Annotated in this window: 13 protein-coding genes and 1 tRNA gene; 10 read left to right on the top strand and 4 right to left on the bottom strand. The window is 67.5% G+C overall.

Annotation, left to right across the window (positions count from 1 at the left end; translation table 11 throughout):
- The 3 genes from ACFE7U_RS07555 to ACFE7U_RS07545 form a co-directional block, all read left to right on the top strand.
- Window positions 1-139, top strand: a 139-nt coding sequence (locus tag ACFE7U_RS07555; protein WP_375409137.1) for an SHOCT domain-containing protein, incomplete at its 5' end; no start/stop codon positions are given.
- A 25-nt stretch (window positions 140-164) separates the two neighbouring features.
- On the top strand, window positions 165-1232 hold the full coding sequence (locus tag ACFE7U_RS07550; RefSeq protein ID WP_375409118.1) for a spore photoproduct lyase family protein: 1068 nt from the start codon (window positions 165-167) through the stop codon (window positions 1230-1232).
- 20 nt (window positions 1233-1252) lie between these two features.
- Window positions 1253-1717 carry a nucleoside deaminase gene (locus tag ACFE7U_RS07545; RefSeq protein ID WP_375409117.1) on the top strand — a complete coding sequence of 155 codons (465 nt, stop codon included), beginning with the start codon at window positions 1253-1255 and terminating at the stop codon, window positions 1715-1717.
- A 22-nt stretch (window positions 1718-1739) separates the two neighbouring features.
- Here ACFE7U_RS07545 and ACFE7U_RS07540 read toward each other — a convergent pair whose 3' ends face one another.
- The gene (locus ACFE7U_RS07540) at window positions 1740-2051 is read right to left on the bottom strand and encodes an ETC complex I subunit (RefSeq protein WP_375409116.1); all 312 of its coding nucleotides are present in this window, start codon (window positions 2049-2051) and stop codon (window positions 1740-1742) included.
- Between the two features lie 29 nt (window positions 2052-2080).
- A tRNA-Pro gene (locus tag ACFE7U_RS07535) sits at window positions 2081-2157 on the bottom strand.
- A gap of 290 nt (window positions 2158-2447) precedes the next feature.
- On the opposite strand from ACFE7U_RS07535, the gene ACFE7U_RS07530 reads away from it, so the two are divergent.
- Both ACFE7U_RS07530 and ACFE7U_RS07525 read left to right on the top strand, forming a co-directional pair.
- Entirely contained in the window at window positions 2448-2654 is a 207-nt protein-coding gene (locus ACFE7U_RS07530) for a type II toxin-antitoxin system RelE/ParE family toxin (RefSeq protein WP_375409115.1), read from the top strand.
- Between the two features lie 31 nt (window positions 2655-2685).
- Window positions 2686-3060: a helix-turn-helix domain-containing protein gene (locus tag ACFE7U_RS07525; RefSeq protein WP_375409114.1), complete on the top strand. Its 375-nt coding sequence runs from the start codon at window positions 2686-2688 to the stop codon at window positions 3058-3060.
- Between the two features lie 168 nt (window positions 3061-3228).
- On the opposite strand, the gene ACFE7U_RS07520 is transcribed toward ACFE7U_RS07525, so the two are convergent.
- Entirely contained in the window at window positions 3229-3462 is a 234-nt protein-coding gene (locus ACFE7U_RS07520; RefSeq protein ID WP_375409113.1) for a hypothetical protein, read from the bottom strand.
- Window positions 3463-3637: 175 nt separating this feature from the next.
- Between ACFE7U_RS07520 and ACFE7U_RS07515 the strand changes: the two genes are divergently transcribed.
- Complete coding sequence (locus tag ACFE7U_RS07515) at window positions 3638-4339, top strand: glutathione binding-like protein (RefSeq protein WP_375409112.1); 702 nt, start codon at window positions 3638-3640, stop codon at window positions 4337-4339.
- Here ACFE7U_RS07515 and ACFE7U_RS07510 read toward each other — a convergent pair.
- Entirely contained in the window at window positions 4336-5205 is an 870-nt protein-coding gene (locus ACFE7U_RS07510; protein WP_375409111.1) for an MBL fold metallo-hydrolase, read from the bottom strand. The two genes, ACFE7U_RS07515 and ACFE7U_RS07510, sit on opposite strands and share 4 nt — an antisense overlap.
- Window positions 5206-5349: 144 nt before the next feature.
- On the opposite strand from ACFE7U_RS07510, the gene ACFE7U_RS07505 reads away from it, so the two are divergent.
- The 4 genes from ACFE7U_RS07505 (at window position 5350) to ACFE7U_RS07490 (ending at window position 11617) form a co-directional block, all read left to right on the top strand.
- The gene (locus ACFE7U_RS07505) at window positions 5350-6627 is read left to right on the top strand and encodes a glycosyltransferase family 4 protein (RefSeq protein WP_375409110.1); all 1278 of its coding nucleotides are present in this window, start codon (window positions 5350-5352) and stop codon (window positions 6625-6627) included.
- A gap of 129 nt (window positions 6628-6756) precedes the next feature.
- Complete coding sequence (locus ACFE7U_RS07500; protein WP_375409109.1) at window positions 6757-7080, top strand: rhodanese-like domain-containing protein; 324 nt, start codon at window positions 6757-6759, stop codon at window positions 7078-7080.
- Window positions 7081-7248: 168 nt separating this feature from the next.
- Window positions 7249-8337 carry an efflux RND transporter periplasmic adaptor subunit gene (locus ACFE7U_RS07495; protein ID WP_375409136.1) on the top strand — a complete coding sequence of 363 codons (1089 nt, stop codon included), beginning with the start codon at window positions 7249-7251 and terminating at the stop codon, window positions 8335-8337.
- A 70-nt stretch (window positions 8338-8407) separates the two neighbouring features.
- Window positions 8408-11617 (top strand): efflux RND transporter permease subunit, encoded by a 3210-nt coding sequence (locus tag ACFE7U_RS07490; protein WP_375409108.1) that lies wholly within the window; start codon window positions 8408-8410, stop codon window positions 11615-11617.
- Window positions 11618-11748 lie beyond the last annotated feature (131 nt).

Below are 11748 nucleotides of genomic sequence, written 5' to 3'. Positions count from 1 at the left end.
CTCGCCCGCCATGCCGCCCGCATCCGCGGGGGGCGACGTACTCGGCACGCTCGAGAAACTGGCCGGCCTGCGCGACAAGGGCATCCTCACCGACGCCGAGTTCTCGGCCAAGAAGGCGGAACTTTTGGCGCGACTGTGAGCGCGCCGGTCTGGCTGGAATCCGCGTGGCCCTCCCCCGCGACCTCCTCGACATCAGGACGATCTATCACGAGCCGGCGGTGACCGGGTTCCTCCGCGGGCGCGAGATCCTCGACCGTTTCCCGGACGCGGAGCGCATCGTCGTACCCTCGCACTGGAACATCCCGAATCTCCACGGCAACGAGGGCTCGGTGGAGGATTGGGTGCGGATCAAGCGCTCGACCCTGGTGCTCAGGGTGAAGAAGGGGCTCGCGATGCGGCCCAACGGGCGCAGCGCCCATTTCATCGCGCCCTCGACCTCGAACGGCTGCGCGATGGCCTGCGCCTATTGCTACGTGCCTCGCCGCAAGGGCTTCGCCAACCCGATCTCGCTGTTCGTGAACGTCGAGGCGGTCTGCGCCGCCATTCGGCGGCATGCCGGGCGGCAGGGACCGCTGGCGACCCCCGACACGATCGACGCAGAGCATTGGGTCTACGATATCGGCGAGAACGGTGACCTCTCGGTGGATGCGGAGGTGAGCGAGGGCGTGCGCGACCTCGTCGCCCTGTTCCGCGATATCCCGAACGCCAAGGCGTCGTTCGCCACGAAGGCCGTGAACCGCGACCTCCTCGCCTACGAACCGCGGGGCAAGACCCGGATCCGGTTCTCGCTGATGCCCGAGCGGATCGCCCGGATCGTCGACGTGCGGACCTCGCCCATCAGCGAGCGCATCGCCGCCATCGACGACTTCGTGGCCGCCAGCTACGAGGTCCACGTCAATTTCTCGCCCGTCATTCTCTACGAGGGCTGGGAGGCCGACTGGCGCGGTCTGTTCGAGGCCCTCGACGACGGGATCGGGCCGGCGGCAAAGGCGCAGCTCAAGGCGGAGATCATCCTGCTCACCCACAATGCCGGCCTGCACGCGGTCAATCTCGGCTGGCACCCCAAGGCCGAGGATCTGCTCTGGCGCCCCGACATCCAGGAGGCCAAGCGCTCCGAGGGCGGCGGCGACAACCTGCGCTACCGCGCCCGCTGGAAGGCCAGATGGCTCGCACGATTCAAGGACCTGATGGCCGAGCGGATTCCCTATTGTGGGATCCGCTACGCGTTTTGACCCGCCGAGGAGGAAACCCGATGAGCGACCATGAGACTTACCTGCGCGAGGCGGTGGACCTCGCGGTCCTGAACGTCGCCGAGGGCGGGCGCCCCTACGGCGCCGTCATCGTCCGCGACGGCGCGGTGATCGTGCGCGCCGCTAACGGCATCCATGTCACCAACGATCCCACCGACCATGCCGAGTTGCGGGCCTTGCGCGAGGCAGGCCGGCAGCTCGGAAGCCCGAAGCTCGACGGCTGCGTCGTCTATGCCAGCGGCCGCCCCTGCCCGATGTGTCACGCCGCGATGCGGCTCGCCGGCATCCGCGAGGCCTATTTCGCCTATTCGGCCGAGGAGGCCGAGGCGCATGGGCTGCTCGGCGCCGGCATCTATGCGGAGCTGTGCCGGCCGCTGGCCGAGCAGCCGATGCAGGTGCGCCACCTGCCGGTCACGGTCCGGGTCCATCCCCTCAAGGCCTGGGCGGAGAAGAGCGGAAAGGCCTGAATACGGCCCCGGCGCCCTCGCCTCAATGCGTCCAGGGCGCCGTGCGGTTGAACTTGAAGTTGTCGGAATACGAGAGGCCCTTGCGGATCACCGGCTTCTGGGGCTCCTCGATCCGATAGGAGAGGCCGGCGCGCGTGGCGTAGGCCGCTGCCTCCTCCGACGTGTCGAAGGAAAGCCTGACCTGCTGGAGCATGTCGCCGGAGCTGGTCCAGCCCATCAGCGGATCGGTCTCGCGCGGCTCGGTCCGATCGAATTCGAGGATCCACTGCTTGGTGCGGGCAAGCCCGGACTGAGAGGCATCCTTGGCGGGCTGGTAGATGCGCGCGCTCGACATCGGACGATCGAAGCCTTCGAATGGATGATTGGTCGGGGCGATAGGATTCGAACCTACGACCCTCTGGTCCCAAACCAGATGCGCTACCAGACTGCGCTACACCCCGACACGCTCTCGCGCAGTGTGGGAGTACGGTTTCGGGCCTAAGAACGCAACCGGCGTCTGGTGGCTTAAGGAGAACGGACGACGCACAAAGTCCCGCTTCGCGGATCCGGTTGCGAGGATTTCGAAGGCAGACGTCATGGCGCTGGACATAGGCTCCGTCCTTCTGATGACGCGGCTTTCCGCCCGACCTAGGGGATAGCAATTTGCTATTGAAATGGAGATAGCAAATTGCTATAGGTTTTTGTGAGTCAGATCGCTTACGGCAGAGAAGCCCTGAAGACGCTGGCCCGCATGCCGGCCAACGTCGCGAAGCTGATCTGTATGAAAGTCGAGCAATATGCGGGCGATCCGGTTTCGCTGACGAACAACGTGAAGGCCCTGCAAGGTCGTCCGGAACGTCTTCGTCTCCGCGTGGGTGACTGGCGCGTCCTGTTCAGCGATGACGGTGCCGTCGTTTCCATCATCAAGGTCGCCCCATGCGGGGGCGCTTACGATTGAACTCGCGGTCAGCGCCAAGGAGGGCCGGACCATGAACGCACAGATCATCATCACTCCTGCGGGTGAGCGGCTCGTCCTGATCCCTGAGGCGGAATACGCCGCCCTGGTCGATGCTGCCGAAGATGCGGCAGACAACGCGGCTTTTGATAGGTTCGAGACGAAGCTTGCCAATGGTGAGGAGGAACTGATCCCGTCCAAGATCGTGGACCGCCTTCTCAGCGGCGAGAGTCGCATCCGTGTCTGGCGCGAGCATCGCGGTCTGACTGCTCGATCTTTGGCGGACAAGGCCGGGATCGCTCAGCCCTTCCTCTCGCAGATCGAGACAGGGAAGCGTGAAGGCACCGTGGATACCCTACGGAAGATCGCAGTGGCCTTATCGGTGACGATCGACGACTTGGTGGGGTGATGGGGCAACCTTCGGACCGGCGGTCAGGTGGCGACCGGTGGTGCCGATCTGGCACCACGACGACCCCATTTCATCCGTGACCGGCAAGTCGGTTTTCTGCCGCGATGTGTATCGCATCGATCCCGCGTCTCGGCGGACCCACGGGGACGCCGAGTTCGCGACCACCGCTCACACCAGGATGTCGAGAACCCGTTTCTCGGTGTCGACGGAGGATTTCAGCACCGCCGCGTTGAGGCTGATCGCGGCCTTCGATTCGATCAGCTGGACGGCGGTGGCCGAGAGATCGACCTGAGTCGCCTGCGGCAGGCTCGTCCCCATGGTGGCGACGTCCTCGGCAGCGCCCGCGTAGCGCTGCGACGCCACCGCCATGCCGCCCGCCGAGATCGATACCGCGCTGATCATTGGCCCCGTGCTCCCCGCCTCGAACGAGGGTGGCACGGGACTCGTGAAGCGTCGGTGAGGGAGTTGCGTGGCATTCGAACGATCACGCGTATCATCACGGTGCCGCTTGATCTTGGGCAGGGCGACATCCACCTGCGCCGCTGAGGGCGCCAGCGGATGGCACGAAGGATACGCGATGATCGACCTGTATTACTGGCCCACCCCGAACGGCCACAAGGTGACGCTGTTCCTTGAGGAGACGGGCCTGCCCTACGCGATCAAGCCGGTGAACATCGGCAAGGGCGACCAGTTCGCACCCGCTTTCCTGGCGATCGCCCCCAACAACCGCATGCCGGCGATCGTCGACCACGCGCCGGCGTCGGGGTCGGAGCCGGTCTCGGTCTTCGAGTCGGGCGCGATCCTGCTCTACCTCGCCGAGAAGGCCGGACGTTTCATCCCGGCCGACCTGCACGGCCGGGTTGAGGTGCTGCAATGGCTGTTCTGGCAGATGGGCGGGCTCGGGCCGATGCTCGGCCAGAACCACCACTTCTCGCAATACGCGCCCGAGAAGATCCCCTACGCCATCGACCGCTACGTCAACGAGACGAACCGGCTCTACGGCGTCCTCGACCGGCGGCTCGCCGACCGTCCCTTCCTCGCCGGTACGGAATACTCCATCGCCGACATGGCCTCCTATCCGTGGATCGTGCCGTGGGAGAAACAGGGCCAGACCCTGAGCGACTTCCCCCATCTCTCACGCTGGTTCGGGACGATCGCCGAGCGCCCGGCCACGAAGGCCGCCTATGCCCGCGCATCCGAGGTCAACCCGGACCACGGCAAGACCATGAGCGAGGACGCCAAGAAGGTGATGTTCGGCCAGACCGCGAAACGCGGCTAGCGGCGAAGGCCCTCCAGCGGCACCGGTGCCGCGTGGGGCCGGGTCGCCAGCATGCCGTCGATGAGCGCCAGCACCTCGGGCCGGCCGCAATTGGCGGCCGGTTCGAACGGGGTCCAAGTCTGGGTGAAGTCGAGGGCGGCGAAGACGTCCCGGTAGCGGCGCAGCTCGTTCGTGGTCAGCGGCACGCCGCGCACGAAGGCCTTGTGCGCCGAGATCGTGACGGCCTTTCGAAAATCGGCTGGGTCGAGTTCGAACTTGAGGGCGTCGCCGCAGAACAGGATCTTGTTTGCGCGGTCGAACAGGACTGCGTGGCCGTCGAAATGCCCGGCGGTACGGTGCAGTTCGAGCCCCGGCAGCGGCTCCAGGAAGTCGTCGTAGGGCCAGGACACCTGCAACGCCGCGCTCCAGACGAAGTCGGCGGCCGGCAGGCACAGTTCCGGGTCGAAGCGGTCCTGCAACTGGACCAGCGCCCCGTAGGCGTGCGGGTGGGAGGACGAGAGAATTTGCATGCCGCCGAGCGATTCGATGTGCCGGAGCGCCGCCTCGCTGAAGACCGGGCAGGCCTCGAAGCCCATATTCCCGTCCGGCGTCTGGACCAGGTAGGCGCTGGGGCCGATGCCGGAGACAGGCTCGTTCCAGAAGCGCCAGATTCCCGGCTCCAGCTCCTGCCAGTGGCAGGGGAAGCGCGCTTGCGCTTCGCGCTCGCTCCAGAACTGCCAGCCGCCCTGCGGCACCACGTGGCGGGCGTCGAGGCACATCGGGCAGGAGGCCGGCGCCTCGAAATGGCGCTGCCAGAACCCGCAATTGTCGCACGTATAGGCGGGAAGCTGGAGGGCGCCCGCGAAGGGAAGGTAGCCGGGGGACAAGGGGCGTCGCTCTCGCTCTCTCGCGGACGGGATGCGGCGTTGCAGGAAGGCCGGACGGATGGCCTCGTGCGCCGCCGATCCGCATATAGGCCGGATCGGGCGAACCGCGATACCGCCGCACTTCGAGACCGATCCAGGAGGATCATGCCCGCCATTGCCATCGATCTTACCCGCCTGATCACCCGCCTCTCGCATGCGAGCCCGAGCGGGATCGACCGGGTCGACCTCGCCTATGCCCGCCACGTCCTGGCACAGCCCGGTGAGCGCTTCGGCCTGGTCTCCACGGTCCTGGGTCCGCGCGTCCTTGACCGCGCCGGTGCGGGGGCGGTGGTCGATGCGGCGGCCTCCGGCTGGGAGGAGGACCGCGACGCACAGGCCGACCCGATCTATCGCGGGCTCCTGACGAGGCTGGGCGCCGGACCGGCGCCGACGGGCGCCGCCGATCCGGCCCCGCACGCCGGGAGCCGCAACCGGCTCCGCGTCGAGACGAACCTGCGGGTCCTGAGAGCCGGCGGGCACGAGGCGCTGCCGCAGGGCACGATCTATCTCCATACCTCGCACCTGCGCCTCGACCGGCCGGAGCGCTTCGACTGGCTCTACGACCGCCCCGACATCCGGCCGGTCTTCTTCGTGCACGACCTCATCCCGATCAGCCATCCCGAATACGGGCGCCCGGGCGAAGGCGAGCGTCACGCGGTCCGCATGGAGACGATGGCCCGGCACGCCGCGCACGTCATCGCCAACTCCGCCGACGTCGCCGCACATTTTTCCCGCCACCTCGCGGATCGCGGGCTCCTCGCCCGCCCGGTGACGGTGGCGCCGCTCGGCGTCGAGCCGGCCTTCCTTGATGCCGGCCGCGCCGCCGCCGCCGCCGTCTCGCCCTCCAAGCCGTGCTTCGTCGCCTGCGGCACGATCGAGCCGCGCAAGAACCACCTCCTCCTGCTCAACCTCTGGCGCAGCCTTTCGGCGGATCTCGGGGAGCGCACGCCCCACCTCGTCCTCGTGGGGCGCCGCGGCTGGGAGGCGGAGAACGTCGTCGACATGCTGGAGCGCTGCCCCGCCATCCGGGAGCACGTGACGGAGGTCGGCGGCCTCTCCACCCATGGCCTCGCCGCCCTCCTGCGTGGCGCCACCGCGCTCCTCATGCCCTCCTTCGCCGAGGGCTACGGCATTCCCGTGGTCGAGGCTGCCGCCTGCGGCCTGCCGGTGGTGGCCTCCGACATTCCAGTCCACCGCGAGATCGCCCAGGGCTTCGCCCAGCTCCTCGATCCCCTCGACGGTCCCGAATGGCGCCGCGCGATCCTAGAACTCGGCGAGCCCGATTCCGGTATGCGTGCCGACGCGTTGAGCCTGCTGGCCGGCTACAGCCCCCCGACCTGGGAGAAGCATTTCGCCGTGGTGGACCCGATCCTGCAATCCTGATGCAGCCGGACGGGAAAGGCTGACGCCGATTTGCGGATGTGACGCCTGACGAATATGTGCAGGCGTTACAGGGGCCTCAGATTGCGGCCCCGCCTTACGCAAAGCCCAGCGGCTCCGAGGACGAATGCCATGACCGTCGTCGATCTTCACCGGGACGAGATCAAGCGGAGCCTCGCCGAAGGGGAGATCCTGCTCATCGATGTCCGTGAGCCCCACGAGTTTCTCGCCGGTCACATCCCCGGTGCGGTGCCCCACCCGCTCTCGACCTTCGACACGCGGGCGCTCGCGACCCTGCTGGCGGAGGACGGCAGGCGCCCGGTCTTCTCCTGCATGTCCGGCGTCCGATCGGTCCACGCGCTGAATGCCGCGCAGGCGGCCGGCCTCCCCGTCGAGGCCCATTACAAGGGCGGGTACAAGGACTGGACCGCTGCCGGCGAGCCGATCGAATCGTGAGCCGGCCGAGGCTCCCCCATCACGGCGGGTCGTTTGGATACAATGTGCGTCAGCGCACGACATGCCTTCGGCCGAGGCTCTAGCTCCGCACGGGCAGGGAAACCCAACATGCTCCCATCTCGATCCGACCGCCGATTTGCGCTGCTGGGCCTCGCCCTGGCCGTCGTCATGTCACCCGTGTGCGTACAGGCGCAGGCCCCCGGCGGGCCGCCCCCGAAGGTGACCACGGCCAAGCCGGTGGTGCGCGAGATCGTCGAGACCGACACCTATACGGGCCGCTTCGAGGCGGTCGACTATGTCGAGGTCCGTGCGCGCGTCACAGGCTATCTCGAGAAGGTGCTGTTCCAGGACGGCGCCACGGTGAAGAAGGGCGACATCCTGTTCGTCATCGATCGGCGCCCCTACAAGGCCGCCCTCGACCAGGCGCAGGCCGCCCTGACCTCGGCCAAAGCCAGCCTCAACTTCTCGACGACCGACCTCGAACGCGCCCAGACCCTGAGCCGCTCGGGCAACATCTCCGAGCAGGTGACCGACCAGCGCCGCCAGGCCTCGCAGACCGCCCAGGCCAATGTCGACAGCGCCGATGCGCAGCTGCGCCAGGCCCAGCTCAACTACGATTTCACCGAGGTGAAGGCCCCGGTCTCGGGCCGCATCAGCCGCCGCCTCGTCACCGAGGGCAACATCGTCGTCACCGACCAGACCCAGCTCACGACGATCGTCTCCCTCGACCCGATCTATTTCAGCTTCACCGTCGACGAGCGCTCGTTCCTCAAATACCAGGGCACCCTCAAGATCGGCATGGGCGCGACCCAGAAGCAGAACGCCGCCCCGATCATGATCGCGCTCACCAACGAGACGAAGCCGACCCGCAAGGGGCTGCTCGACTTCGTCGACAACCGCGTCGACAATGCCACCGGCACGGTGCTCCTGCGCGCCACGGTCGAGAACCCGGACGGGTTCATCAAGCCGGGCCTGTTCGGGATCATCTCCCTGCCGGCCACCAAGCCCTTCCAGGGTGTGCTGCTCCCAGACGAGGCGGTCTCGGCCAACCAGGACAAGCGCATCGTCTACGTGGTGGGCGAAGACGGTGCGGTGACGACCCGCGACGTCCAACTCGGCCCCAAGGTCGACGGCTACCGGGTCATCCGGGCCGGGCTCAAGGGCGACGAGAACGTCGTCGTGAACGGGCTTTCGCGGGTGCGTCCGGGCGCCAAGGTCGCGGCCGAGGCGACGACGCTGCCGCCGTCGCGGTCGTGAGGGTGACGCGCTCACCATCGAGGACGAGACCCTGCCGCCGAGCCGCATGACGCGGCGAGAGGTTTAACCGATGCGCTTTGCCCACTTCTTCGTCGACCGGCCGATCTTCGCGTCGGTGACGTCGATCGTGTTCCTGATCCTGGGCTACGTCGCCTACTCGTCCCTGCCGGTGGCGCAGTACCCGGAGATCGTGCCGCCGACCGTCGTCGTGCGCGCCTCCTATCCGGGCGCCAACGCCGAGACGGTGGCCGCCACGATCGCGACCCCGATCGAGCAGGAGGTCAACGGCGTCGACAACATGCTCTACATGACGTCGCTGTCGACCAACGACGGCAACATGCAGCTCACCGTCACCTTCAAGGTCGGCACCAACCTCGATATCGCCAACGTGCTGGTCCAGAACCGGCTCTCGGTGGCCCAGCCGCGGCTGCCGCCCGACGTGCGCAACCTCGGCGTCACCGTGCGCAAGTCCTCGCCCGATCTGATGATGGTCGTGCACCTGCTCTCGCCCGACAACTCCTACGACCAGAACTATCTCTCGAACTACATCTACCTGCGCATCCGTGACGAGCTGCTGCGCCTCGACGGCGTGGGTGACATCACGGTGTTTGGCGGCAGCGAGTACGCCCTGCGCATCTGGCTCGACCCCAACAAGCTCGCGGCCTACGGGCTGTCCACCACCGACATCCTGACCGCGCTCCAGGAGCAGAACGTCCAGGTGGCGTCCGGCGCGCTCGGCGCGCCCCCGGCGCCCAAGGACAACGCCTTCCAGCTCGTGGTGCAGTCGCAGGGGCGGTTCCAGACCCCGGAGGAGTTCACGGAGGTCATCGTGAAGGCCGCCGACGGGCGCCTCGTGCGGATCAAGGACGTCGCGCGGGTCGAGCTCGGCCAGCAGACCTACACCACCCAGTCGTTCCTGAACGCCACCCCGGCGGTGGGCGTCGGCGTGTTCCAGCGGCCCGGCACCAACGCCCTCGAGGCGGCCAAGCAGGTGCGCGCCACCATGGACACGATCAAGAAGAACTTCCCGCCCGGCGTGGAGTACAAGATCGCCTACAACCCGACCGAGTTCATCGAGGAATCCGTCCAGGAGGTCTACAAGACCCTGTTCGAGGCGGTCGCCCTCGTCGTCGTCGTGGTGCTGGTGTTCCTGCAGAGCTGGCGCACGGCTCTGATCCCGGTGATCGCGATCCCGGTCTCGCTGATCGGCACCTTCGCGGTGATGCAGGCGCTCGGCTTCTCGATCAACAACCTGACCCTGTTCGGGCTCGTCCTCGCCATCGGCATCGTGGTCGACGACGCCATCGTGGTCGTCGAGAACGTCGAGCGCAACATGGCCGAGGGGATGTCGGCGGGCGACGCCGCCCACAAGACCATGGACGAGGTCGGCGGCGCCGTCGTCGCCATCGCGCTCGTGCTCTCGGCGGTGTTCATCCCCACCGCCTTCATCCCTGGCATCTCGGGACAGTTCTACAAGCAGTTCGCGCTGACCATCGCGGCCTCGACCATCATCTCGATGTTCAACTCGCTGACGCTGTCGCCCGCGCTCTGCAAGCTGCTGCTCAAGCCCCACCACGAGCACGCCAAGCCCAAGTTCTTCGTCTCGCGTTTCCTCGCCTGTTGCGCGGACCTCTTCAACAGGGCCTTCGACAAGCTCTCGAACGGATATGCCCGCGCCATCGGCTTCCTCACTGGCACGGTGATCGGCCTCCTCGGCATGCTCGTCCTCTATGCCGCCGTGATCGCCGGGACCCTGCATCTGGCGACCACGACCCCCACCGGCTTCATCCCGCAGCAGGATCAGGGCTACCTCATCGGCGTGGTGCAGTTGCCGGCGGGCTCGGCCCTGGAGCGCACGACGGCGGTGGTGCGCCGGGCCGCCGACCTCGCCCTCAAGGTCGACGGCGTCGCCAACGCGGTCATCATCTCGGGCTTCGACGGCGCCACCTTCACCAACACCACCAATGGCGCGGTGATGTTCCTCACCCTCAAGGGGGCGAAGGAACGCGCGGCGGCCGGGCGCACGGCCGCGGTCATCACCGGCGACGTCTTCAAGGCCACGGCGGGCATCCAGGAGGCCCGCGTCCTCTTCATCCCGCCGCCGCCCGTCCGGGGCCTCGGCACCGGCGGCGGCTTCAAGATGCAGATCGAGAGCCGCCAGAGCTCCGAGATCGGGCCGCTGCTCGCCGCGGTCAACGAGATGCTCGGCCAAGCCAACCAGAGTTCGGACGTCCAGCGCGTCTTCACCACCTTCGGCAACGACACGCCCCAGCTCTACATCGACATCGACCGCACCGCCGCGCGGATGCTGAACGTGCCGCTGGCCAGCGTGTTCTCGACCCTGCAGACCAATCTCGGCGGCGCCTACGTCAACGACTTCAACACCTTCGGCCGCATCTACCAGGTCCGCGCCCAGGCCGACGCGGCCTTCCGCCTGGAGAAGCGCGACATCGAGCAGCTCAAGGTCCGCTCCTCCACCGGCGCCCTGGTGCCGATCGGGACGCTGGCCTCGATCCGCGAGATCTCCGGGCCGCAGATCGTGCAGCGCTTCAACCTGTTCTACTCGGTGCCGATCCAGGGCGACGCCAAGCCCGGTGTCTCCACCGGCCAGGCGTTGACCGCGATGGAAAAGATCGCCCAGAGCCTGCCCCAGGGCTACGCCTACGACTGGACCGAGATCGCCTTCCAGCAGAAGGCCGCGGGCAACACCGCGATCTACGTGTTCGGTCTCGGCGTGCTCCTTGTCTTCCTGGTGCTCGCCGCCCAATACGAATCCTGGGCGCTGCCCCTGGCGATCATCCTCGTGGTGCCGACGGGCGTGCTTTCGGCCTTGGCGGCGGTGCAGGTGCGAGGGCAGGACAACAACATCCTGACCCAGATCGGCCTCATCGTGCTAATCGGCCTGGCGGCCAAGAACGCGATCCTCATCGTCGAGTTCGCCCACCAGTTGGAGGAGACCGAGAAGAAGGGTCCGGTGGCCGCCGCCATTGAGGCCTGCCGCCTGCGCCTTCGCCCGATCCTGATGACGGCCTTCGCCTTCATCCTCGGCACCGTGCCCCTGGTCATCGCCACCGGCCCCGGCGCCGAGATGCGCCAGGCGCTCGGCACGGCCGTCTGCTTCGGCATGATCGGCGCCACCGTGTTCGGCCTGTTCCTGACCCCGGTCTTCTACGTGGTGATCCGCAAGCTGCTGATCCGGTTCGGGCGCAAGCGCGGCCCCGACGCGCAGGGCGGCACCCCGGACAAGCACGACCCGCACCCCGCCCCCGCCGGGGCATGAGGCGGCGCCGATAAAGGGTTGCGCCGCCCCGATCCGAAAGCTAAGACCCCCGAGCCCTTCGGGGTGTCGGAGCGTGGCGCAGCCCGGTTAGCGCACTAGTCTGGGGGACTAGGGGTCGGAGGTTCGAATCC

Origin of the sequence: uncultured Methylobacterium sp., from assembly GCF_964251405.1 — a bacterium.
In the GTDB taxonomy this organism is placed as follows: Bacteria; Pseudomonadota; Alphaproteobacteria; order Rhizobiales; family Beijerinckiaceae; genus Methylobacterium.
The sequence above is the reverse complement of the archived record's forward strand: the minus strand, read 5'-3'. Positions and strand labels throughout refer to the sequence as shown.

Excerpts from the sequence above, each read along its gene's own strand:
- ACFE7U_RS07545 (WP_375409117.1), top strand. The coding sequence starts at position 1,253 with ATGAGCGACCATGAGACTTACCTGCGCGAGGCGGTGGACCTCGCGGTC.
- ACFE7U_RS07540 (WP_375409116.1), bottom strand. The coding sequence starts at position 2,051 with ATGTCGAGCGCGCGCATCTACCAGCCCGCCAAGGATGCCTCTCAGTCC.
- ACFE7U_RS07530 (WP_375409115.1), top strand. The coding sequence starts at position 2,448 with ATGCCGGCCAACGTCGCGAAGCTGATCTGTATGAAAGTCGAGCAATAT.
- ACFE7U_RS07525 (WP_375409114.1), top strand. The coding sequence starts at position 2,686 with ATGAACGCACAGATCATCATCACTCCTGCGGGTGAGCGGCTCGTCCTG.
- ACFE7U_RS07520 (WP_375409113.1), bottom strand. The coding sequence starts at position 3,462 with ATGATCAGCGCGGTATCGATCTCGGCGGGCGGCATGGCGGTGGCGTCG.
- ACFE7U_RS07515 (WP_375409112.1), top strand. The coding sequence starts at position 3,638 with ATGATCGACCTGTATTACTGGCCCACCCCGAACGGCCACAAGGTGACG.
- ACFE7U_RS07505 (WP_375409110.1), top strand. The coding sequence starts at position 5,350 with ATGCCCGCCATTGCCATCGATCTTACCCGCCTGATCACCCGCCTCTCG.
- ACFE7U_RS07500 (WP_375409109.1), top strand. The coding sequence starts at position 6,757 with ATGACCGTCGTCGATCTTCACCGGGACGAGATCAAGCGGAGCCTCGCC.
- ACFE7U_RS07495 (WP_375409136.1), top strand. The coding sequence starts at position 7,249 with ATGTCACCCGTGTGCGTACAGGCGCAGGCCCCCGGCGGGCCGCCCCCG.
- ACFE7U_RS07490 (WP_375409108.1), top strand. The coding sequence starts at position 8,408 with ATGCGCTTTGCCCACTTCTTCGTCGACCGGCCGATCTTCGCGTCGGTG.